Origin of the sequence: Ferruginibacter sp. (assembly GCF_014377975.1) — a bacterium.
Lineage (GTDB): Bacteria > Bacteroidota > Bacteroidia > Chitinophagales > Chitinophagaceae > Ferruginibacter.
On the sequence record NZ_JACMOO010000388.1, the window covers coordinates 1 to 20,370 of the forward strand.

A 20,370-nucleotide genomic window follows, 5' to 3' on the forward strand; every position below is an offset into this window, starting at 1 on the left:
AAGTTGCATAAACATGCTGACCAGCCGTATGCCGGCGAACAGATTGCAACGTAGTAATGATACTATAGAAAACTAAAACAGGAATCAAAAACAGACAACTTAAACGGCTTTTAAATTGACGAATTGATAAGTATATTCCAGTAACTTTATAAATCACCCATTTATCTTCTAAAATAATAAATCGGCCTTTTTTATGTGTAAAGCTTTTTTTATTTCATGTTTTGCAGGTTATAAAAGGATGAGGTGGATTGGAGGAAATTGCTATTGCTAAAGAAGAAAAGGCGATAGTTTGTTATTTCAACAATGGCTGGATATGCTGCTAAGTAATTTGATGCTGGTGTCATTAGCCGCTTACAGAAACTGATCTGCTGATCCATTTCAGTGAAGCATTGTATTGGCGAGTTTGTGAGGTACAAGGCCTCACAGAAAAAATGGTGCTGGTTGTTTGAAGTTAGTGAAGGAATGAAAGACGATTTGTGCTTTACTGCAGAGAACATTGTAATTCACTTAAAGTTTTTATTAATTTCAATATTCTAAATATTATTTTATGCAGGTACGTTTCTATTTACTGCTCCCTATTTTGTTTTTGGGTAACAGTATAATTCAAGCCCAAACAAAAGTTGGCTGGAGCCCGCTGTTCGACGGTAAAACCCTGAAGGGATGGAAAAATGCGCAACATGATACACTACCCGAAAAATCATGGAGCGTTGAAAATGGAGAATTGACATTTGATCCTTCAAAAGGACATGGAAGCGATATTGTCACTACCCGTTCCTTTAAAGACTTTGATCTTTCTGTGCAATTTAAAATTTCTGAAGGAGGTAATAGCGGCATTAAATATTTTTTATTACCCAATACTTCATTGGGCTGCGAGTTTCAGATAATAGACGATGACAAACATCCTGATGCAAAACTGGGCATTAATGGCAACCGCAAAACAGGCGCTCTGTATGATATTTTACCTGCGGATGCGAACAAACTTTATAAACCTGCAGGCGAATGGAATACAGCAAGGATAGTAGTAAAAGGTAATCATGTAGCGCATTGGTTAAATGGTTTAAAAATAGTAGACTATCAAAGAGATAGTGAAGCCTTTAAAGCAGCTATTTTAAAAAGTAAATTTAATACTACACCGGGATTTGCAGCAGCGGTTTCTTCACCAATTTTATTGCAGGCACATGGAGATAAGGTTACATTCCGCAAAATAAAAATTAAAGAACTTTATTAAAAAACTGTTTATGAAAAATTCAAGAAGAAGGTTTATTAAAAATATTGCAGGAAGTTCGGCCGCTATTGTTTTAGGGGGACTAGGCGCCGGATTTACCCCGAAAAGCTACCGGAAAATAATGGGTGCCAACGACCGCATAAAGGTAGCGGTGATTGGTGCCAACGGCAGGGGCTCGGGTATGGCTGCCACCTTTGCCAACCAAGCCAATACCGAGGTAATTTACGTGTGCGATGTGGAAGAAAAGGCAAGGCAAAAAGGCATCAACGCAGTAGTAAAAGCTGGCAAAGATGCACCTAAAGGAGAAAATGATTTTCGCAAGATGCTGGTTGACAAAAATGTGGATGCAACTTATATTGCCACTCCCGATCATTGGCATGCACCCGCTACAATCATTTGTTGTGCAGCCGGTAAACATGTCTATTGCGAAAAACCCTTATCCCACAATCCCCATGAAGGAGAATTATCAATTGCTGCTGCAAGAAAATACGATAGGATTGTGCAAATGGGCTCCCAGCGGAGATCCTGGAAATTATTAACAGAAGGTATCAACGAATTAAAAGGAGGCGCAATCGGCAAAGTTCACCTTGTAAAAACCTGGTACACCAACTCAAGAAAATCTATTGGCATTGGAAAGCAAGTGCCGGTACCGGCCGGCCTTGATTACGATTTGTGGCAAGGGCCTGCGCCAAGACTGCCTTATAAAGACAATGTTATTCCTTATAACTGGCATTGGTTCTGGCATTGGGGTACCGGCGAAGCCCTGAATAATGGCACGCATGAAATTGACGTTGCCCGCTGGGGCCTTGGTATTGACTATCCGCTTCGGGTTAACTCTACCGGAGGAAGGTATTTTTTTAAAGATGACTGGCAACCCCCCGATACACAACTCATTACTTTCGACTGTGCCGATGCTACTGTACTGTGGGAAGGACGAAGCTGCAGTCCATACAAAGTAGAAGGGCTTGACCGCGGTGTTTTATTTTATGGAGAAAAAGGAACGATGCTTACCGGCCATGATGGATATACTATTTATGATGAAAAAGGAACTGTTTTAAAAGATATTAAATCCAATGCTGTGATAGATGCCCGCAACACTTCCAGTCCGAATGAAGACCTGGATGGTGTTCATGTTGCTAATTTTTTAGAGAGTATCCGCTTAAGCAAACGTCCCAATGCAGATGTGGAGATCGGCTTTAAAAGTACGCTTTGGGTTCAATTGGGAAATATCGCACAGCGTGTTGGTCACACAGTAAATATAGATGGATCAAACGGCCATATTGTTGGTGATAATGAGGCGATGAAACTGTGGACACGTTCGTATGAACCGGGATGGGAACCAAATGTTTAATAAAGTATTTTCTTGTTTGATAAGGGGGTAGTTATAACTACCAGAATTAGTTGCAGACTGGTATCTAAAGTAAAAGTATGATCAACTGAAACGGGGCGTAAAATATTTTTCCTTAACCATATTAAGATAAATAAAAGAGGCTTTCTCAATAAAAAGTAAGAAAGCCTCTTTTTAAATTTAGTTACGCTTTAAAAGTATATCCATCCCTGTATTGTCTTCTTACAAATTGGTTGGCTTCATCAAAATTGGTGATCTTCATATTCGCTGCATCCCATAATAATTTCTTTCTTCCGGGAAATGATTTTCCTTGCGCATCTTTTAAATTCCAGCTTAGCAATGCAAGGTTTGCAAATAATACTGTTTCGGTAAGTGGACCGGCATAATCAAAATTGGAGCTGGTTTTGCCTTTGCCATAACCCGCTATACAGGCATTTACCCATTGTGCATAATGCCCTTCCTGTCCGCCAATTACCCTTTCAACAGTTTTAGGAACATTCATCGTTTCTTTGGTTTTTGAAGTAGGTAATAAGGTAGGGTTTTCACCATAACATCCACACATCATTTTTCCTTTTGTTCCTTCTATAATAGCACCACCATCTGAATTACCCATCTGTTCATTTGCTCCCAATTCTTCGGGACGCTCTGGCCTGATATTACCATCCATCCAGGTAAGTTTTACATCGGGTTTACCATTTGACCCCGGAAATTTCATTATAATGGAAGAAGCGGGCGGACAGCTTTCGGGATGGTAAGCTGGTGTCCACATTTTCTCATAAATATCGGCTACACTGCATTCTACTTCCGATGGATATCCAAGGCCCACCACTTTAAAAGCGGGATCAATAATATGGCAACCCATATCGCCTAAAGCTCCGGTACCAAAATCCCAGTAACCCCGCCAGCTAAAAGGAACAAAGCCAGTATGGTATTCATGAAATTTGGTAGGGCCTAACCATAAATTCCAATCAAGTTCCGGTGGTATTTCATCTTTCGTTGTTGGATATCCGTTGCCCTGTGGCCAAACGGGCCGGTTGGTCCAGCAACGTACAGTGTGTGCATCTCCTATTAATCCTGCCTTATACCAATCCTGCATCAATCGAACGCCGTCACCTGACGATCCCTGGTTACCCATCTGAGTTACTACTTTATTTTTCCTGGCTGCTTCTGTTAGTACCCGGGCTTCGTAAATATCATGTGTCATTGGTTTTTGAACATACACATGCTTACCCATTTGCATGGCCATTAGTGCCGGAATAGCGTGTGCATGATCGGGTATGGAAACAGAAACAGCATCAATATTCTTGTTTTCCTTATCCAGCATTTCCCTGAAGTCTTTATAGTAAGTGGCTTTAGGAAAATTGCCTCTTGTTTTAGCAGAGGAACGGTCATCAACATCGCACAATGCTACAATATTTGCATTGCCCGATTTGAAGAAATTGGCAATATCGCTTTGCCCTTTACCGCCCGCGCCTATTGATCCAATATTCAATTTATCGCTGGGGGCAACAAAGCCTCTACCCAAAACATGACGGGGTACAATGGTAAAGGCAGCAGCGGCTAAAGAGGCATTACGGATGAAATTTCTTCTGGAAGATTTCTTCGGTTTGTCATCATTCATAAAGTAAATTTTTTAATTAAATAATTATTAAGAGTAGTGTAATACGTATTAGAAATTGATTTTTGTTTTTATGTTGCCAGCTGTAGCATTCCATGGCATCGTTGCTGGTGTAGCATTTGACTCATTTTTGCAATAAGAATTATACTAATTTAAACATGTGATTTGTCTAATAATTTTCTTATGATTTAATCCGTATAAAGTTAAGTATTTGTATTTAGTTTGATAATCTTTTTAGATATAGTAAACATCTGTCATCTGAGGAAAGTTTTTCCTGCTGATTTTGCGATTGCTAAAGTTATTTTCAGAAAAAAATTTTAAAAAAAATATTTTTTCAAAATTCTGTTATGGACTTACTCTGGAAATTCCGGCAATACCGGCCTCTTTCCGCCATTTATTTATATTTAAACCGGCGTGGCGAAAGGGGGTGGATACTGCCTGCGGTTAGTGGTTACGTCGTTGTTAAGGTAGTATTATAAACTTACCTGATTCAAAACGAAGAAAAATAACTGCGGGCTACTCCTGCTTTTATGAGTTGTAAATACCCTGTATTATTAAAAATTGCACAGGGGATATTACAATGGCCATGCTGTGCTATTGCAGATGATTAATTCGTAGAAAATTTGAATAGTATAATTAAATAAACTGCGTAAAAAAATACCCGTTTTCAAATTATTTTTTTTAACGCTTATTAATTCTGTAGCAGTTTTACAAAAAAATAACTGGCATGTTTTTTCCTTCTTAGCTTAGTAACCGCACCTTTTACATTTCAACATTACTTCAAACTAATTTTAGATGAACTACAATGATAATGAGCCGCTTCAAAAAGGACCCAGCCGGAGAGAATTTTTAAAACAGGCCTCTGCGATCAGCGCTGGGGTAGCTTTATTTTCTACAGCGAAAGCAAATGGATTACCAGTAAATAAAATTGAGACCCCCGCTTCAGGAAATCTGATTGTAACACTATCAGTAAACGGTAAAATTAAAACGCTTGAACTTGATTCCCGGGTTACCCTTCTTGATGCATTAAGAGAACATCTGAAATTGACGGGTACTAAAAAAGGTTGTGATCGTGGTCAGTGTGGTGCTTGTACTGTTTTGGTAGATGGTAAAAGAATGAATTCCTGTTTAATGCTTGCAGGAATGTGTGAGGGAAAAAAAATAACCACGATTGAAGGGTTGGGCACACCTGAAAATCTTCATCCCATGCAGCAGGCCTTTCTAAAACATGATGCCTTTCAATGTGGCTATTGCACTCCGGGACAAATCTGTTCTGCAGTGGCACTGGTTAAAGAAGGTTATGCAAAAACGGACACTCAAATAAGAGAGTTGATGAGCGGAAATCTTTGCCGTTGCGGCGCATACCAAAATATTCTTGATGCGATTAAGGAAGTGCAACAGGCTGTTTAAATAAAAATTTACAAAGATTGAAATTAATAATTCTTTATGTTCCCATTTACACTTTTAAAGGCTAAAAATTCCGGCGAGGCAATTAAGGCGGTTACTACGTCATCTCATTTCATAGGCGGAGGAACAAACCTCATTGATTTGATAAAAATGAATATAGAGATGCCTTCATTATTAATAGATATTTCAGCGCTTGAACTAAAAAAAATTGAAATGCTGCCAAATGGAAATATTATGGTGGGGGCATTGGTAAGCAATACTGATCTTGCGTACGATAATATAATTGTAAAAAATTATCCCTTGTTGTCTCAGGCCTTACTGTCAGGCGCCTCCCCTCAATTAAGAAATATGGCTACTGCAGGAGGGAATCTTTTGCAGAGAACAAGGTGTCCTTACTTTTTTGATACAGCCACTCCTTGTAACAAGAGAATTCCTGGTTCAGGCTGTTCTGCTATCAATGGTTACAACAGAATGAATGCAATTTTGGGTACCAGTTCGCAATGTATTGCTACGCATCCATCAGATATGTCTGTTGCACTTGCTGCCCTGGATGCGGTAGTTCATGTACAGGGGATTGCAGGGAAAAGAACAATCGCATTTGCAGAATTTTATACCTTACCTGGTAACACACCGAATATCGAAAATACATTACAGCGCGGAGAATTGATTACACATATTGAGATTCCAGCCTTACCCTTTGCTTCAAATTCCTGTTATGTAAAAACGCGTGACAGACACTCGTATGAATTTGCCGTAGTGTCTGCTGCTATTGCTTTAGATAAAAGTGGAGGCTTAATAAAACAAGTTAGAATTGCATTGGGAGGGGTAGGTACAAAACCCTGGCGGGCAACAAAATCAGAACAGTTTCTTACGGGCAAAAATTATTCGAAAGAAATAATAAGTGAAGCCGCAGTTATTGCTTTACAAGATGCAAAAACATTTACATACAACGCATTTAAACCGGCACTGGCAAAAAGAACAATTATGAAAGCATTTCAAAATATAGAAGCATAATATGGAAGACAACATTATTGGAAAACCTATAGACCGTAAAGACGGACCGCTTAAAGTAACTGGTACTGCCACCTATGCAGGTGAATTTCAATTAAAGAATATGGCATACGGTGTTACGGTTCAGAGTACGATTACAAAAGGTACAATAGAAAATATTGATACCCGGGCAGCCGAAGCATTGAAAGGAGTAATAGGTGTAATGACCTATAAAAATGCACTAAAGCTTTACCCATTTGTTAGCGGAAAACCAATGGGTGGCAGGTTTTCTGAAAGAGAATTGCTGCCATTGCAAAGTGGAAACGTTTTTTATAACGGACAACATATTGCTGTAGTAATTGCGGAAACATTTGAAATTGCAGAACATGCGGCATCAGTAATAAAAATTACTTATAAAGAAGAACCAGCGGTGTTTAAATTTATTGAGCAGGATGCCGTACTATATGCTCCAGGTGAGGGTGGTGCCGGAGCCACCCCGCCAAAGCAAAGGGGCTATGCATTAAAAGCTATGAACAATGCAGCGGTAACAATTGAAGAAACCTATTCTACTCCGGTTTACCACCACAATCCAATTGAACCGCATGTAACTGCAGCCGAATGGGTGGGGGATGAACTTACCGTTCATGATGCCACACAAAATGTTTTTGGTGCCCGTGACCTTATTTCTTCCATGCTGGGTATTTCAAAAGATAAAGTACGCATTATAGCTCCTTTTATTGGTGGTGGTTTTGGTTCTAAGGGATTTATGTGGGCAAATTCTATTTTGGCTCCGATGGCAGCAAAATTTGTTAACCGGCCTGTACGTATAGTATTAGATAGAACGGGCCAGATGTTTACTTGCGCAGGCAGGCGATCGGTAACCATTCAAAAAATTGGGTTAGGTGCTGATACAGCCGGAAAGTTTGCATCAATAAAGCACGAGACAACTGCTGAAACTTCCTTTGTAGATGAGTTTGTAGAAAGTGCAGGTGGGGTGACAAAGATGCTGTACGCTACTGATAATCTTGACGTAGTTCAAAAGTTGGTTAAACTCAATAAGGGTACGCCTTGCCCCACCCGTGCTCCTGGCGAAGCTCCCGGAACTTATGCGCTGGAAGTTGCACTTGATGAGCTTGCTTATAAATTAAATATGGATCCTTTACAATTAAGGTTGGTAAATTATGCAGAAAAAAATCCTCAGGATGGTAATGAATGGTCGGGTAAAAATTTAAGGGAATGTTATACAAAAGGGGCAGCTTCTATCGGCTGGTCAAACAGAAATAAAATGCCCGGTGCAACCATGGAAGGCGATAATCTGGCAGGATATGGTATGGCTACAGCAACGTATCCGGCAAACCGGAGTAAGGCAACCGTGGGGATGAAACTTTACCAGAGTGGAAAGGTTATAGCCGCCTGTGGAACGCAGGATATTGGAACGGGAACCTACACGGTGATGGCTCAGATAATGGCTGATGCACTGGGTTTGCCAATTGATAAAGTGGAAATTAAGTTGGGTGATACCATTTATCCACAAGGTCCAGGTTCCGGTGGTTCACAAACAATGGCCACTACCGGGCCGTCAGTTCTTGCAGCTGCGCTTACTTTAAAAACTAAAATAATCTTATTGGCTGTAGCCGATAAAAGATCTCCTCTTTATGATAAAACTGCAGAAGATATTTCTATTCATAATGGCAGATTATTTTTAACCGGAAATACGGATAAGGGAGAGACTTATAAGCAGATATTGGTTCGGAATAAACTACCGGTAATAGAAACTGAAATTACTACTGAGGTATCAACAAGGGGAGGAGCTAAAGCTGCAGAAAAAAAGCCCGGTAATCAAAAAGGAAACCCAAAAAATGAAAGTATCGGTAACCAGTTTGTACAAAAAGACGAAGATCAGGATCGTAGAAATTTATCTTTTTATTCCTTTGGAGCTCACTTTGTAAAGGTTTTGGTAGATCCCATAACATGCATGGTTAAGGTAGATAAAATTGTTTGTGTAATGGATGTTGGTAAAATATTGAACAGCAAAACTGCAGCAAGTCAAATAATTGGAGGAGCTGTATGGGGTATTGGTATGGCCTTGATGGAAGGCAGTGAATATGATCCAAACACGGGGCGGATTGTAACCAGGGATTTATCAGAATACCTTGTGCCTGTTCATGCAGATATGCCTGATTTTGATATCCAGTTTATAGATAAACCAGATTTAAACATAAGTCCAGTTGGAGCAAAAGGTGCAGGTGAAATTGGTATTACCGGTATAACAGCTGCTATTGCAAATGCTGTTTATCATGCAACGGGTAAAAGAGTAAGAGATCTTCCAATTACCCCCGATAAACTTTTATAAAAGCAGTATAATTTTTTCAAAATTTTGAGGGTATTAATGTCCTGTAAAATATTGAAAGATAAATTAAATTATTTCTAATTTTTAGGTGTACTATATTATAATGCACTATTATAAAATAGGGTAGTACTATCAATATTATTACTGTTTATTTCAAATTTTTAATCTTTTCAGCATATCTTAAATAATGCCAATAGTTATACAGGTTTGGTGAAATATCGCTTCACTTCCATTTTCACCTGGTGTAATTATCCTGCATCGGTTGTTTAATAATATTTGATACCACCTCAATGTCTTTATACCGGTTTACTTCTTCATTCATTTTCTTTGCATCATTTATAATCTCTGCATGAAAAATATTGATTTTTATTTTTTCGCCAGGTTTATCAGCCACAGGATTTACAAACTCAACTGATGAAAGAGCGGTAATTTTACTGGCAGAAATAGCGTTGTCCAATTGTTTTGAATAGCTGATGGAAGTATCGGTTCTGTTTACGAAAATAGTATGCCTGTCCTTTGTAATTTTACTGTATCGTTCCAATAAACAGCTTAGATGTTTTTCCACCACCTGGCGCCGATGATGTTGCCGGTAATGTTTACAATTATCCCCGCCTGTTACTTTCCATCATCTTTTTTTAGTGGCAAAAATTATGCAAGGCTAAAGTTGTGGCAACTTTATTACTTCTGGCGGTCGTAATCAGACTATCCCCGTTGTTGAAATAAATAGCAGGGAATGTATCAAATGCCAAACTGTATTTCAGCATTCCTTTTAAAAATTGATTTGCTGTTTTTTATTGTATCGCAATTATTCCAAAAGATATGGTAAAATATAATTTTCCAGTTTCCTGAGCCATTGAACGGTTAGTTATTGCTTTTGCTAATAAAATAATTCTAATTTTAATTTTATTTTCCATGCTATTGTTGCCTGATTTCAGATTGAAATATGTTGAATGAAAGGCCTCCCAATAAAGTGCCATATAAAGTCATTTTCACTGGATTGGATTGTATATAACCCTTGCCAGTGCTGCAACCAATAAATTTCCAATAAAAGATGCCCGCTATTGCACCGGTTATGGTAAGAATATTTTTTCTTATGATTTTTATCATCTTCTTATTTTACAATATCACACTGAACAAGTATGGAATTTTTATATAATTCAAGGTCTGCGTCGTATCAATTACCCGCTGTAATTGCACCTTTTATTTTTACTATATCACCCACTTTAATTGATTGTGTATTTGCCGTTGTTGCTTTGGTAAATGTTGCGCTTACACCAACCTTTGCACGCTCATCTTTCAGCACGATTACTTTTTCGTTGTTTTGATTTTCAGAAATTTTCTTTACCCGGCCTTCTACAATAAGCACTTTGGAATTGCCGTCACTTTGCAGATATTTTGCGTTGGCTTTACCTGCATCAACGGTAAATTCATTTACCAGTTCAGATACTTTTAATTCTGCAAAAGCACTGGTGGCCTGCACATCCCGGTGTGGTTTAAAAAATAGGTATGCACCTATTGAACCTGCCATTACAACACCGGCAAGAATTAAAAGACCAATCCGTTTCATTGATTTTTTCGTCATTGTATTAATTTGAAGTTGGTTTTAAAACAGGTCTATTTTAAACACTGCAAACGTTTTGGTTTTGTAAATCACAATCAATCCACCCCGGTTTATATTAGTATTTTGGCCAGGTATTTTTTCTTTGGATGTTGTGACGGGGTATGTTGTAAAAACTTACAAATCATGTATTAAAAAAATTACAAGGCTTACAGGCTTCAACCGATTCCCCGATACATTCTTTATATTTACCGTTTAAAAAAAATGTAAAAGATGGAAAAAAAGGTAATGAAAGCTGACCCTAAAAAATGGTTTGTACTTTATGGAACCTTATTGTATCAGTACGCTTTGCCCAGGGTAAGTAACAGTGATGTAGCAGAAGATTTGGTACAGGAAACGTTTTTGTCGGCATTAAAAGGGGTTGATGGGTTTAAAGGAGAAGCATCAGAAAAAAACTGGTTATTTACTATTCTCAAAAATAAAATAATAGACTTTTACAGAAAGAAAGCTACCGAACAATTCATTATATCCATGCCGGATTTACGGTCTGCTGAAAACGATTGGTTTGATGCCGAAGGCCATTGGGCGGAAAACAGGTTGCCTAAAGACTGGCATGCGTCCAATACTCCAACAGAAAGGAAAGAAATACAGCAAATAATTAACTGGTGTAAAGATCATCTTAAAGCCATTCAACAGCATGTTTTTACTTTAAAATATATGGAAGATCTGGAGTCTGATGAAATTTGTAAGGTATTAAATATTAGTCCGTCTAACTATTGGGTATTGATACATAGGGCCCGGCTGCAAATGCGGGATTGTGTAGAAAAATACTGGTTGAAAAATTAAATGAATATGAAGCGGTTTGTAATGAAATATCTGATGTTGAATTGTAAGGAAGCTACTTTACTGATGGCAAAAAAGGAAGAAGGGAAATTATCATTTATAGGAAAGCTGCAATTATCCATGCATACTTCCATGTGTTCCTTTTGCAAAAAATTTGAGAAACAAACAAATCAAATTTCCACAGAAAGTAAGCATATTCATGCTGAAGAGCGTATGTCTGATGCAGCAAATGACAGAATTATTAAAATGATTGATGAACATTCTTTTTAAATATAATATTCACCCTGTTAATCAATTCAGCTACTACACCGGTCCATCCTGTTTGATGCGATGCACCAACACCCCTGCTATTGTCACCATGAAAATATTCATAGAATAATACCAGGTCTTTGAAATTGGGATCGTTTTCATATTGTGGTGTATTATTGTGAACAGGGCGTTTTCCCTCATTATCTTTTTTAAATACAGCGACGAGACGTTCAGCTAATTTGATACTCACCATTGAAAGCGGCATTGAGCTGCCAGTACCAGCAGGAAACGTAACACAACATTGCCCTTTGAAATAATCACAATATTTTTTTAATGATAACAACAGCAGATAATTCATGGGCATCCATACAGGACCTCTCCAGTTAGAGTTGCCGCCATATAAGGAAGAATTGGATTCGCCCGGCTGGTAGTTTATTCCAAACACCTGCCCTTTTATATTTATTTCATAAGACTTTTCGTGAATTTTTGAAAGTGAGCGTATACCTCCCGGCGCTAAAAACTCTTTTTCATCCAGTAATGATTCCATCATTCGTTCAAGCCTTTTTCGTGGTACCAGTGATAATAATATATCATCGTTTTCTACTAGGTCTTCAATTATCTGGTATTGATGATTTTCCTTTCTATAATTCTTGAACTATTTAAACCGCTTGTAAAAATCAGCTACTTTTTCCAGCATTTCCTTTTTAATAACTAACACTCCAAACAGCGAACTTAATCCTACGAGTGACCGAACTTTAACAGGTATATATTGTACATCCGGCATTGAAAGCACATCATAGAAAAAGCCATGTTCCTCATCCCATGCACCTGTCCAGTCCTCGCCAATCCTGTTTAGCGAATCGGCTATATAAACGAAATGTTCAAAAAATTTAGTGGCTACGTCTTCGTATGCATCATTATACATGCTAAGCTCCAGGGCTATCTCCAGCATATTCAAACTATACAAAGCCATTCATGCCGTACCATCCGCCTGCTCTAACACACCACCACCCGGTAAAACACTGCTTCTGTCAAACACACCAATATTATCCAGTCCTAAAAAGCCGCCTTCAAAAATATTATTTCCTTTATAGTCTTTGCGGTTTACCCACCAGGTAAAGTTGAGTAATAACTTATGAAATACTTTTTCTAGAAATTTATAATCGGCAACACCTGTTTTTTTCTTATCTATTTTAAAAACTTCTATACAGCTCCATGCATGAACCGGAGGATTTACATCGCCCAATGCCCATTCATACGCAGGCATTTGTCCATTGGGGTGCATGTACCATTCCCGCAAAAATAAAACGAGTTGGTCTTTAGCAAATCTTGCATCCAGCATGGCCAGCGGCACACAATGAAAAGCAAGGTCCCATGCAGCATACCAGGGATACTCCTATTTATCGGGCATTGAAACAATGTCTTCATTATTTAATGTCATCCATTGGTGATTACGGCCGGTCTTTCTGGCAGCGGGTGGTGCAGGTTGCCCGGGGTCTCCATTGAGCCATCGGGGAATATCTATATTAAAATATTGTTTGCTCCACAGCATACTGGCAAAAGCCTGCCTTTGTATATTTTTTTCGTCTTCATCTTTTGTGTTGGGGATACTGTTGTAAAATTCATCTGTTTCAGCAATACGCTGGCTAAAGGTTTCCTCAAATTTTTTATCAAAAGGATTTTGTAAAACATCCTTGCTTAACCTTAGTTTGATGGTTACAGAGGATTGTGCCTCCACATCAAATTCATACATGGGCGAAAACTTTGTTCCACTATTTTTCTCTTTGAAGGCTTCGTAATTGTTTTGCACAACAGCAGTATGAAAGGTATCTTTTACAAAAGGAGTAGCATTGGGCTGGTTATATAGTTTTTCAGTATTGGTTTCGTTTTCGGTAAAAAGGGTACGTTTGGGCGCATCAAAATAAAAGTGATAGTCACCCAACAAATGATGATTCATTTTTACGTGTCCAAATGCTTCTGTTGGTTCAGTTTCTGTTATTGCGGGTTTATGTTTGGCGGCGCCAAAGCTCCATAAATTGCGCAACCAAAGTGTTGGCAATGCTGCAATAAAGGCTGCTTCATTTGCCCGGTTGTGTATGGTTATTTTTATACAAATATCTTCCTCATTATTTTTTGCATATTCTGTAAAAACGTCGAAGTATTTATTGTTATCGAAAAGGCCTGTATCCAGTAATTCATATTCCGGCTCGTGCCTGTTTCTATTTTGATTAGATACCAATAAATGGTTGTAAGGATATTCGCCCTGCGGATATTTATACAAGTGCTTCATGTACGAATGTGAAGGATTGTTATCAAGATAATAATAGAGTTCCTTTACATCTTCTCCATGGTTGCCTTCTTTTCCTGAAAGGCCAAATAAACGTTCTTTTAAAATGGGGTCTTTGCCATTCCATAACGTTACGGCAAAACAGATGCGCTGCATATTGTCGCTGATACCTGCAATGCCATCTTCGCCCCATCGATACACGCGGCTCCTTGCATGGTCATGTGGAAAATAATCCCAGGCATCACCATGTTCGCTATAGTCTTCCCTTACAGTTCCCCATTGGCGTTCGCTCAGATAAGGTCCCCATTTTAGCCATTTTTTACACCGTTATACTGTTCGTTGAGGCGGTTTTGTTCTTGATTCATATCCTATTTTTTCTTTTAGAAATAATCAAATTTTCATCTCATATCTGCATACCATTTTGCCAATTTCTGAGGTGAAAATCCAAGCAGGTACAATTTTTTTATCAGTATCCATTGCATCCTTGTCTTAAAAAATCCTGCTGCTATGTGTCTTCTCGCCGAAACAATAATTTTTGGAAACTGAATTTGTTTTACTTTAAATTGTTTTTTCATTCTTACAGAAAAATCATAATCCTCCATGATGGGAATATCTTTAAATCCCCCTAATTTTTCAAAGACATCTCTTTTAACAAAGATGCCGTTATCCCCATAAAAAATACACCGGTCAGATTGTTCACGTCCGCCCAAAAAACGAAAATTCAAAATTTCTCCAAGTCTTTTTATTTTTTTATTGTGCGAGTCAAATTCATTGGCAAATCCTCCTCCGTCATATCCTTCTTTTATCTGATTGCATATTGCTGTTAGTGCTCCTTGAGGTACAAACATATCTGCATGAACAAAAAATAGAATTTCACCCTTTGCCTGTTTTACTCCATCGTTTAATTGTTTTGCCCTTCCTTTTCTGCAATGAAGCACCCGGCCATATATCTCTGCAATCTCTGCGGTATTATCTGTACTTCCCCCATCAGCAATAATGATTTCTTTTTCGGACTCACCCGAAATTACATGTAGCTTTTCAAGTGTTTTTTCAATAACAGCTGCTTCATTATATGTTGGGATAATAATTGAAATCATACTTTAGTGCGTAAGTACCGGGTAAATGCTTTTTTAACAATTTCTGAGTAAGTTGGATACGGGAAAATTGTATTTGAAAAACTTTCCGCCGGAATTTTATTTTTGATAGCAATGGTGAGTAATTGAATCCATTCCCCTGCATGTGCACCGATCCCTTCTGCTCCAATAACAAAGTTTTCTGCATCGAAAATTACTTTCAGAAATCCAGTGGTTTTTTTATCAGTAACAAATCGGTCGAGGTTTGCGTCTACCTTAAATACAGCAACTTTATCTCCAAATTTTTCTTTTGCCTGTTTTTCCGATAAACCAACGTGGGCAATCTCCGGTTCTGTAAAAATTGCCCAGGGAAATACGCTCAAGTCGTTTTGCAAAGTATTACCAGTCAGTATATTTTCAATTACAATATTTGCCTGGTAGGATGCTGCATGCGTGAATTTAAATGGTGATGTTACATCTCCACAAGCGTAAATATTGGGCGCCGATGTTTGCAAATTTGAGTTGGTATTTATTCCTTTTTCTGAAAATATTATTCCGGCTTTTTCTAAATCAAGCCCGGCTACATTTGGTTGCCTGCCTATTGCAAGAAAAATACTTTCTGCCGAAACTTCTTTTTCCTGACCATTCTGCAAATAGCTGACAACTACAGATCCCATTTCATTTCTGAATCTTTTTAACTCCGCAGGACAGATAATTTCAACACCTCCATTTTTAAAAATTTCAATCATAGTTTTTGCTACCTCATCGTCAACGGCCTGTAGAATGCGCGGATTTCTATCAAGAATGGTAACCTTACTTCCGAATCGTGCAAGAGCTTGTCCCATTTCAGCGGATATTACACCTCCACCAACAAAAAGAACAGACTCCGGCAATTTCCGGATTGACCAAAAATTTTCATTGTGAAGAAATTCAATTTCATCACTTCCGGGCATATGTATTTCCTGAGGAGATGATCCGGTACATATTACTGCATATTTAAAAGTCATAATTTCATCACCAATTGTTACTGTATTTTTATCAATAAAACTGGCTCCGGTTCTGTTAACAAATACATCTATTCCCTGCCCTTCAAATATTTCAGGAGTTTCATTGCTGTAGACATCCTGCACAATTCGGTTCACATGCTCCATCAATGCTGAAAAATCCGGCTTCCCATAAATAGTTAAACCATTTAATCCATAGTTTTCAGTAAGATGTTTTGTGGCTTCATACATCTTTATACTGTGTAAAAGAGCTTTGCTGGGTATGCATCCGTAATGTGTACATTCCCCACCAATTTTATTTTTTTCAAGCAATGCCACTTTCAATCCTTTTCTATTAGCAGTTGTTGCAGCTACCAGACCTCCCGATCCTGCACCAATCACTACTACATCATATTCTTTCATTAAATGAGGTTTTTAGATTAATTAAAAAAGTACTTTTATTTTAATAACTACGGTACCAGCTGCATGATCAAGCAGATGAATTTACATTTAGGTTTATTACCGCTGCTTCTTTGCTGATATTTATTTCATTCTTTTAATTAAAGGTTCACCTACCCGAATTGCATTTGCCATAATCGTAAGGGATGGATTTACCCCATTGCTTTAAAAGAAAAAATTTCCAGCCTCCACATAAAGGGTATGCAGTTAATGTGTTTTACAATTAACATCCAGCATTTTTGTGTCAGCATTATTTACAAAGTGTAAGGTGCGGAATTAATGCGCCACGCCTGCCGGGTAACTTGCTTACCGGGTGCAATTTGTGGTCCAAAATGAAATCGCCCAGGTCGCAATCTTTCAGCACCTTTTTCATTTTTTCATCATGGGGTTCAAAATACAGCTGGCTGTTCTCTTTGTATGATAATTGAATATCATTTCCTTTTTTCTCTACAAGGTTGTGGGGTCGGGCAGTTTTTATCAGTTTATCCATAAGTTGATGGAATGTTCTGCCATTTTATCTGATGATACCATAAAACCGCTGTGGAAACTGATAGTTTTGCTCATACATTTGATTGTAAAAATCACAATTACTACTTTTCAGATCAGCTATTATTTTGGTGTTTGAATTTTTTAATTAATCCTTCCCGTTTCATTTCTGATTTCATTCTTACCGGGCAATATTCAAATGTGAGTTCATTTTTAAGACAGGTGCCCGATGGTTATTGGGCATTTCAAATTTAATTTCATCCAGTTTTTTTACTAACCTGGTGTTATCTTTCAGCATTTTTTTACCGTCGCTATACGATAAAAAGGAATATCCCTTTTTGTTATTTTGCATAGAGATCTCATAGAGCATTTTCCAATGCCGGATAATTTCTTTCCAGGCAAAGAACAAAGAATGTTTTGGATCATACATGTGGGTAGGCTCACTGCCTGCGCCATTTAGTTCAATGATGCTCCAGTTTTTATCTGCAACCAGTTCTTCAAAACTGTTAAAGCGAATATCAAGACGGCCATAATAAAAGCCATTAACCGATTTACATACCTTGTCAATTAGTGCTTCTAACTGTGCATTGTTTTTATAAGTACTGTCAACAAATAATGAACCCCGTACATGGTTTCCATAAGGTACCAATACCTCTTCTTCCTCTCTCTTTAAAATAGTGTTCATTCTTTCACCCAATGTTTTTCTCAAAACAGGCAGTTGTAAAATATATCGTGGAGTTTGGTTTAGTAATTGCTCAATTGTGCTGACTCCATCACCCGTAACTGTAAGAAATTCTTTCTCTACAATCCCCGTAATTTTACCCTTTTCCTCATCAGGATATCGGACATAAAATATACCCATCTCTTTGGGAAATGCAACAAAAGGCTGGATGATATAATCCACTGAAAACCGTGAAGCCGCTGATATTAATTCATACCCATTATTCACTTTTACAACGGCCTTGCCCTGCATTCCAATATCTGGCTTTATGATAAGCGGGTAGTTAAGTTTATTTGCTCTTATACCATCAATAATTATTTCTGGTTTAGTGTCAAAAGAAAAGAACAGTGTTAACGGTTTGTATTGGTCCGGGAGAAGGGCATCAATTTCTTTTTTTGATTCCATCAGGAATCCTGAATTTTTTATGGTAGGATTGGATGCGCCAAAAAAGAAAAATGATTTTGCTTTTAAGCTATACCAGCACCAAACTATGTAAATAGGACTATACACTACCGCAAATGGCCAATATTCCCAATTAAACAACTTAATGAAAAACGGTATTGATTTAATTTTTTTGAGCAATGTCATTACCGGCAATTACTGGTGAACTAATAGGTGCAACGTTGAGCAAATCATAATCAAGTGTAGATTCAATTTGCTGAATAAAATCTTTGTGATAAAAACTAGCTTTTAGATGCTGGATACACAAGGAGGTTATACTTGTAGTAGCTATTGTATTGTTCCTTAAAATTCGTAAGCCGAACGTTGTATTTTCAGCCTGTGTGTTAATGTGAAAGTGTAGAATATTTTGCTGGTTGATATGAGTTTGAGAAGCTATCCAGTTACGGAACCATCCGTGCCGTTTATTTATCATGTCGGTATCATACAAGGTTACAGACGACCAGATACGTGCCTGGCGGGGATCGTAATTTTTGGTGTGTAATTTTTTACCATCCCATTTTATTTCTCTTAACTGCCCCTGTTCCCAAAGTACGATGGTACAATTTTCAATACCTGAAAATTCATATTGCTTTATTGCTTCAAAAGGCGATGCTTGCTGAAATAGCTCTGGCAAAACAAATCCCCTGCTTTTCCGGTAAGGAGGAACGGGCATATGCTTTTCAAATGCTCCGTTTAGTAATACGCCTGTATCTCCATTTTCATTTGTGATAAACCAGGTACCGCCTGATTTTGCGTCTTTAGGAAAGGCCAGCTTTTGTCCATTCAGTAAATAGAATTCCGGATATTGAGCAATGCCACGGCTAATGTGCTCATCCCTGTTTGATGTAAGAATTACGCCATTTTTAAGAGGAATAAATGAAACTGTACACATATTTGTTTTTGAAATTGCTTTATTAATAAAATCCCCGGATTGCAGACGATAAAACAGCTGCAACCTTACAATAACCATTAAATATAAGTTAAAGGCTCTTTTCTGTAAGTTTCTGGTACTGCCTGCGTCTTAAATCAAAAACCAACAAATAAAAAAATAATAGTGTTTTTCACCTTATCGATTTTGGTGCTTTCCGTTGCCTTGTCACAGACTGGTTTTACCGGCGGAGCAAATACTTTCAAAACATTTTGGAAGACGGCATCCGCAAGTTCAGCTTTAATAGAAAATAATGGCAGGATTTTTTCATTGTTCATTGTTGGGTTTATGGCTGCCGGAAACGGTGGCCATTTTATACTGCTAAAATTCTACTAATTACCTGCAGGTAGCTATTATGCTTTTAGCTGTTGTGGATCACCCTGTTGGGTGCCATTTAGGTTTGAGATGCTTATAAAAATGAAAATGCTAAGAAGCTGTATAAAAACGATTTTTGGGATACCCAATACCATAAGAAGTTGGCGGTGGGGACACCCCGCCACGGTGGTTTAGCCAGGGTTTGTGTCCCCATCATCCTCAGGATGGCAAATGAAAATTCCATTTTTAGATAGCTTCTAAGAACTAAAAAAAAAATGATTACAGAACGTAAAAATTATGAATTATTTGGTAAAAAATTGATTGAAAAATTAGTTATTACAGCCCCTTTTAAAGTGCCCAGTCCGATGCCGGATGAAGCTTGCTTTTTGTATGTGATAGAAGGTGAGGTTAAGTATGAATTGAACAATCTTAAAATTAATATTCCGGCAAATGAAGCTGTATTATTAAATTGTGGGAATTATTTTGGACAAATGACTAGCAATAAAACTTCAAAAAAGCAGGAAGTCATTATCATCCATTTTCACCCGGAAATATTAAAAAAGGTGTATGATAAAGAGTTTCCTAAAATATTGGAGCACCCCAAAATGAGGGGCATTGCTGTAAGTTTTGAAAAAATAAACAATGAAATACTGATTCAAAAATATATTGAGGGATTGTTGTTTTATTTTGATAATCCTTCACTTGTAAGTGAAGAAATACTGGTTCTTAAACTAAAAGAAATTATTTTACTGCTTTCGCAAACTAAAAATGCACCCGTAATCCAGCAAATTCTTTCGCAACTATTTTCACCGGCTACCTTTACTTTTAAGCAGGTAATTGAAGACAATATTTATACCCATTTGCCCTCTGAGCAACTCGCCCGGCTTACCAATTTGAGTACTTCGTCTTTTAAACGGGAATTTAAAAAGATGTATGATGATACTCCCTCTAATTATTTAAAAAATAAAAGACTGGAGCGGGCGGCAGAGCTGTTATTAATTTCAGACCAAAGAATAACTACTATTTCATTTGATTGTGGGTTCAGCAACCTGGCACATTTTTCAAAATGCTTTCATCAAAAATTCAATG

General features: G+C 37.8%; 22 protein-coding genes. 8 read left to right on the forward strand and 14 right to left on the reverse strand.

Annotated features, from left to right (window positions below; translation table 11 throughout):
• Positions 1-547: 547 nt before the first annotated feature.
• Together H7254_RS19140 and H7254_RS19145 are read left to right on the forward strand one after the other, a co-directional pair.
• Positions 548-1,228, forward strand: a complete 681-nt coding sequence (locus tag H7254_RS19140; RefSeq protein WP_301934496.1) for a DUF1080 domain-containing protein — start codon at positions 548-550, stop codon at positions 1,226-1,228.
• 10 nt (positions 1,229-1,238) lie between these two features.
• Positions 1,239-2,576, forward strand: a complete 1,338-nt coding sequence (locus tag H7254_RS19145; protein WP_301934497.1) for a Gfo/Idh/MocA family protein — start codon at positions 1,239-1,241, stop codon at positions 2,574-2,576.
• A gap of 181 nt (positions 2,577-2,757) precedes the next feature.
• Here the strand turns inward: H7254_RS19145 and H7254_RS19150 are convergent, their stop codons facing one another.
• Positions 2,758-4,194 carry a Gfo/Idh/MocA family protein gene (locus tag H7254_RS19150; protein WP_301934498.1) on the reverse strand — a complete coding sequence of 479 codons (1,437 nt, stop codon included), beginning with the start codon at positions 4,192-4,194 and terminating at the stop codon, positions 2,758-2,760.
• Positions 4,195-4,986: 792 nt separating this feature from the next.
• Here H7254_RS19150 and H7254_RS19155 point away from each other — a divergent pair.
• Genes H7254_RS19155 through H7254_RS19165 form a run of 3 tightly spaced genes read left to right on the forward strand, consistent with a single transcriptional unit; the run spans position 4,987 to position 8,941 of the window.
• Positions 4,987-5,601 carry a 2Fe-2S iron-sulfur cluster-binding protein gene (locus H7254_RS19155; protein ID WP_301934499.1) on the forward strand — a complete coding sequence of 205 codons (615 nt, stop codon included), beginning with the start codon at positions 4,987-4,989 and terminating at the stop codon, positions 5,599-5,601.
• A gap of 36 nt (positions 5,602-5,637) precedes the next feature.
• Complete coding sequence (locus tag H7254_RS19160; protein ID WP_301934500.1) at positions 5,638-6,612, forward strand: xanthine dehydrogenase family protein subunit M; 975 nt, start codon at positions 5,638-5,640, stop codon at positions 6,610-6,612.
• A gap of 1 nt (position 6,613) precedes the next feature.
• Positions 6,614-8,941 (forward strand): xanthine dehydrogenase family protein molybdopterin-binding subunit, encoded by a 2,328-nt coding sequence (locus H7254_RS19165; protein ID WP_301934501.1) that lies wholly within the window; start codon positions 6,614-6,616, stop codon positions 8,939-8,941.
• A gap of 232 nt (positions 8,942-9,173) precedes the next feature.
• Here the strand turns inward: H7254_RS19165 and H7254_RS19170 are convergent, their stop codons facing one another.
• The 3 genes from H7254_RS19170 to H7254_RS19180 form a co-directional block, all read right to left on the reverse strand.
• Entirely contained in the window at positions 9,174-9,479 is a 306-nt protein-coding gene (locus H7254_RS19170) for a hypothetical protein (RefSeq protein WP_301934502.1), read from the reverse strand.
• A 374-nt stretch (positions 9,480-9,853) separates the two neighbouring features.
• Complete coding sequence (locus tag H7254_RS19175) at positions 9,854-10,045, reverse strand: hypothetical protein (protein WP_301934503.1); 192 nt, start codon at positions 10,043-10,045, stop codon at positions 9,854-9,856.
• 67 nt (positions 10,046-10,112) lie between these two features.
• The gene (locus tag H7254_RS19180) at positions 10,113-10,520 is read right to left on the reverse strand and encodes a hypothetical protein (protein ID WP_301934504.1); all 408 of its coding nucleotides are present in this window, start codon (positions 10,518-10,520) and stop codon (positions 10,113-10,115) included.
• 249 nt (positions 10,521-10,769) lie between these two features.
• Here H7254_RS19180 and H7254_RS19185 point away from each other — a divergent pair, with 249 nt between their 5' ends.
• Positions 10,770-11,342 carry a sigma-70 family RNA polymerase sigma factor gene (locus tag H7254_RS19185; RefSeq protein ID WP_301934505.1) on the forward strand — a complete coding sequence of 191 codons (573 nt, stop codon included), beginning with the start codon at positions 10,770-10,772 and terminating at the stop codon, positions 11,340-11,342.
• Positions 11,343-11,348: 6 nt separating this feature from the next.
• Positions 11,349-11,609, forward strand: coding sequence for a hypothetical protein (locus H7254_RS19190; protein ID WP_301934506.1), 261 nt, complete (start codon positions 11,349-11,351; stop codon positions 11,607-11,609).
• On the opposite strand, the gene H7254_RS19195 is transcribed toward H7254_RS19190, so the two are convergent.
• The 10 genes from H7254_RS19195 to H7254_RS19240 form a co-directional block, all read right to left on the reverse strand.
• Positions 11,581-12,138 (reverse strand): hypothetical protein, encoded by a 558-nt coding sequence (locus H7254_RS19195; protein ID WP_301934507.1) that lies wholly within the window; start codon positions 12,136-12,138, stop codon positions 11,581-11,583. The genes H7254_RS19190 and H7254_RS19195 overlap by 29 nt on opposite strands.
• A 105-nt stretch (positions 12,139-12,243) precedes the next feature.
• On the reverse strand, positions 12,244-12,540 hold the full coding sequence (locus tag H7254_RS19200) for a hypothetical protein (protein ID WP_301934508.1): 297 nt from the start codon (positions 12,538-12,540) through the stop codon (positions 12,244-12,246).
• 21 nt (positions 12,541-12,561) lie between these two features.
• Positions 12,562-12,930, reverse strand: a complete 369-nt coding sequence (locus H7254_RS19205; RefSeq protein ID WP_301934509.1) for a hypothetical protein — start codon at positions 12,928-12,930, stop codon at positions 12,562-12,564.
• A 54-nt stretch (positions 12,931-12,984) separates the two neighbouring features.
• Positions 12,985-14,076 carry a hypothetical protein gene (locus H7254_RS19210; protein ID WP_301934510.1) on the reverse strand — a complete coding sequence of 364 codons (1,092 nt, stop codon included), beginning with the start codon at positions 14,074-14,076 and terminating at the stop codon, positions 12,985-12,987.
• A gap of 197 nt (positions 14,077-14,273) precedes the next feature.
• Positions 14,274-14,972 (reverse strand): TIGR04283 family arsenosugar biosynthesis glycosyltransferase, encoded by a 699-nt coding sequence (locus H7254_RS19215; protein WP_301934511.1) that lies wholly within the window; start codon positions 14,970-14,972, stop codon positions 14,274-14,276.
• A complete protein-coding gene (locus H7254_RS19220; protein WP_301934512.1) occupies positions 14,969-16,354 on the reverse strand; it encodes an NAD(P)/FAD-dependent oxidoreductase in 1,386 nt (461 codons plus the stop codon). The genes H7254_RS19215 and H7254_RS19220 overlap by 4 nt, the downstream gene beginning before the upstream one ends.
• 286 nt (positions 16,355-16,640) lie before the next feature.
• Positions 16,641-16,880 carry a hypothetical protein gene (locus tag H7254_RS19225; protein WP_301934513.1) on the reverse strand — a complete coding sequence of 80 codons (240 nt, stop codon included), beginning with the start codon at positions 16,878-16,880 and terminating at the stop codon, positions 16,641-16,643.
• A 177-nt stretch (positions 16,881-17,057) separates the two neighbouring features.
• Positions 17,058-18,002: a hypothetical protein gene (locus H7254_RS19230; RefSeq protein ID WP_301934514.1), complete on the reverse strand. Its 945-nt coding sequence runs from the start codon at positions 18,000-18,002 to the stop codon at positions 17,058-17,060.
• A 160-nt stretch (positions 18,003-18,162) separates the two neighbouring features.
• Complete coding sequence (locus H7254_RS19235) at positions 18,163-18,930, reverse strand: NRDE family protein (RefSeq protein ID WP_301934515.1); 768 nt, start codon at positions 18,928-18,930, stop codon at positions 18,163-18,165.
• Positions 18,931-19,064: 134 nt separating this feature from the next.
• Positions 19,065-19,244, reverse strand: coding sequence for a hypothetical protein (locus H7254_RS19240; RefSeq protein ID WP_301934516.1), 180 nt, complete (start codon positions 19,242-19,244; stop codon positions 19,065-19,067).
• Between the two features lie 312 nt (positions 19,245-19,556).
• On the opposite strand from H7254_RS19240, the gene H7254_RS19245 reads away from it, so the two are divergent.
• The coding region (locus H7254_RS19245; RefSeq protein WP_301934517.1) for an AraC family transcriptional regulator at positions 19,557-20,370 on the forward strand (814 nt) is incomplete at its 3' end.

Excerpts from the sequence above, each read along its gene's own strand:
- H7254_RS19240 (WP_301934516.1), bottom strand. The coding sequence starts at position 19,244 with ATGAACAATGAAAAAATCCTGCCATTATTTTCTATTAAAGCTGAACTT.
- H7254_RS19190 (WP_301934506.1), top strand. The coding sequence starts at position 11,349 with ATGAAGCGGTTTGTAATGAAATATCTGATGTTGAATTGTAAGGAAGCT.
- H7254_RS19235 (WP_301934515.1), bottom strand. The coding sequence starts at position 18,930 with ATGTGTACAGTTTCATTTATTCCTCTTAAAAATGGCGTAATTCTTACA.
- H7254_RS19215 (WP_301934511.1), bottom strand. The coding sequence starts at position 14,972 with ATGATTTCAATTATTATCCCAACATATAATGAAGCAGCTGTTATTGAA.
- H7254_RS19140 (WP_301934496.1), top strand. The coding sequence starts at position 548 with ATGCAGGTACGTTTCTATTTACTGCTCCCTATTTTGTTTTTGGGTAAC.
- H7254_RS19175 (WP_301934503.1), bottom strand. The coding sequence starts at position 10,045 with ATGATAAAAATCATAAGAAAAAATATTCTTACCATAACCGGTGCAATA.
- H7254_RS19180 (WP_301934504.1), bottom strand. The coding sequence starts at position 10,520 with ATGACGAAAAAATCAATGAAACGGATTGGTCTTTTAATTCTTGCCGGT.
- H7254_RS19185 (WP_301934505.1), top strand. The coding sequence starts at position 10,770 with ATGGAAAAAAAGGTAATGAAAGCTGACCCTAAAAAATGGTTTGTACTT.
- H7254_RS19195 (WP_301934507.1), bottom strand. The coding sequence starts at position 12,138 with ATGATGGAATCATTACTGGATGAAAAAGAGTTTTTAGCGCCGGGAGGT.
- H7254_RS19200 (WP_301934508.1), bottom strand. The coding sequence starts at position 12,540 with ATGCTGGAGATAGCCCTGGAGCTTAGCATGTATAATGATGCATACGAA.
- H7254_RS19150 (WP_301934498.1), bottom strand. The coding sequence starts at position 4,194 with ATGAATGATGACAAACCGAAGAAATCTTCCAGAAGAAATTTCATCCGT.
- H7254_RS19160 (WP_301934500.1), top strand. The coding sequence starts at position 5,638 with ATGTTCCCATTTACACTTTTAAAGGCTAAAAATTCCGGCGAGGCAATT.
- H7254_RS19155 (WP_301934499.1), top strand. The coding sequence starts at position 4,987 with ATGAACTACAATGATAATGAGCCGCTTCAAAAAGGACCCAGCCGGAGA.
- H7254_RS19145 (WP_301934497.1), top strand. The coding sequence starts at position 1,239 with ATGAAAAATTCAAGAAGAAGGTTTATTAAAAATATTGCAGGAAGTTCG.
- H7254_RS19220 (WP_301934512.1), bottom strand. The coding sequence starts at position 16,354 with ATGAAAGAATATGATGTAGTAGTGATTGGTGCAGGATCGGGAGGTCTG.
- H7254_RS19225 (WP_301934513.1), bottom strand. The coding sequence starts at position 16,880 with ATGGATAAACTGATAAAAACTGCCCGACCCCACAACCTTGTAGAGAAA.
- H7254_RS19230 (WP_301934514.1), bottom strand. The coding sequence starts at position 18,002 with ATGGAATCAAAAAAAGAAATTGATGCCCTTCTCCCGGACCAATACAAA.
- H7254_RS19165 (WP_301934501.1), top strand. The coding sequence starts at position 6,614 with ATGGAAGACAACATTATTGGAAAACCTATAGACCGTAAAGACGGACCG.
- H7254_RS19205 (WP_301934509.1), bottom strand. The coding sequence starts at position 12,930 with ATGCTGGATGCAAGATTTGCTAAAGACCAACTCGTTTTATTTTTGCGG.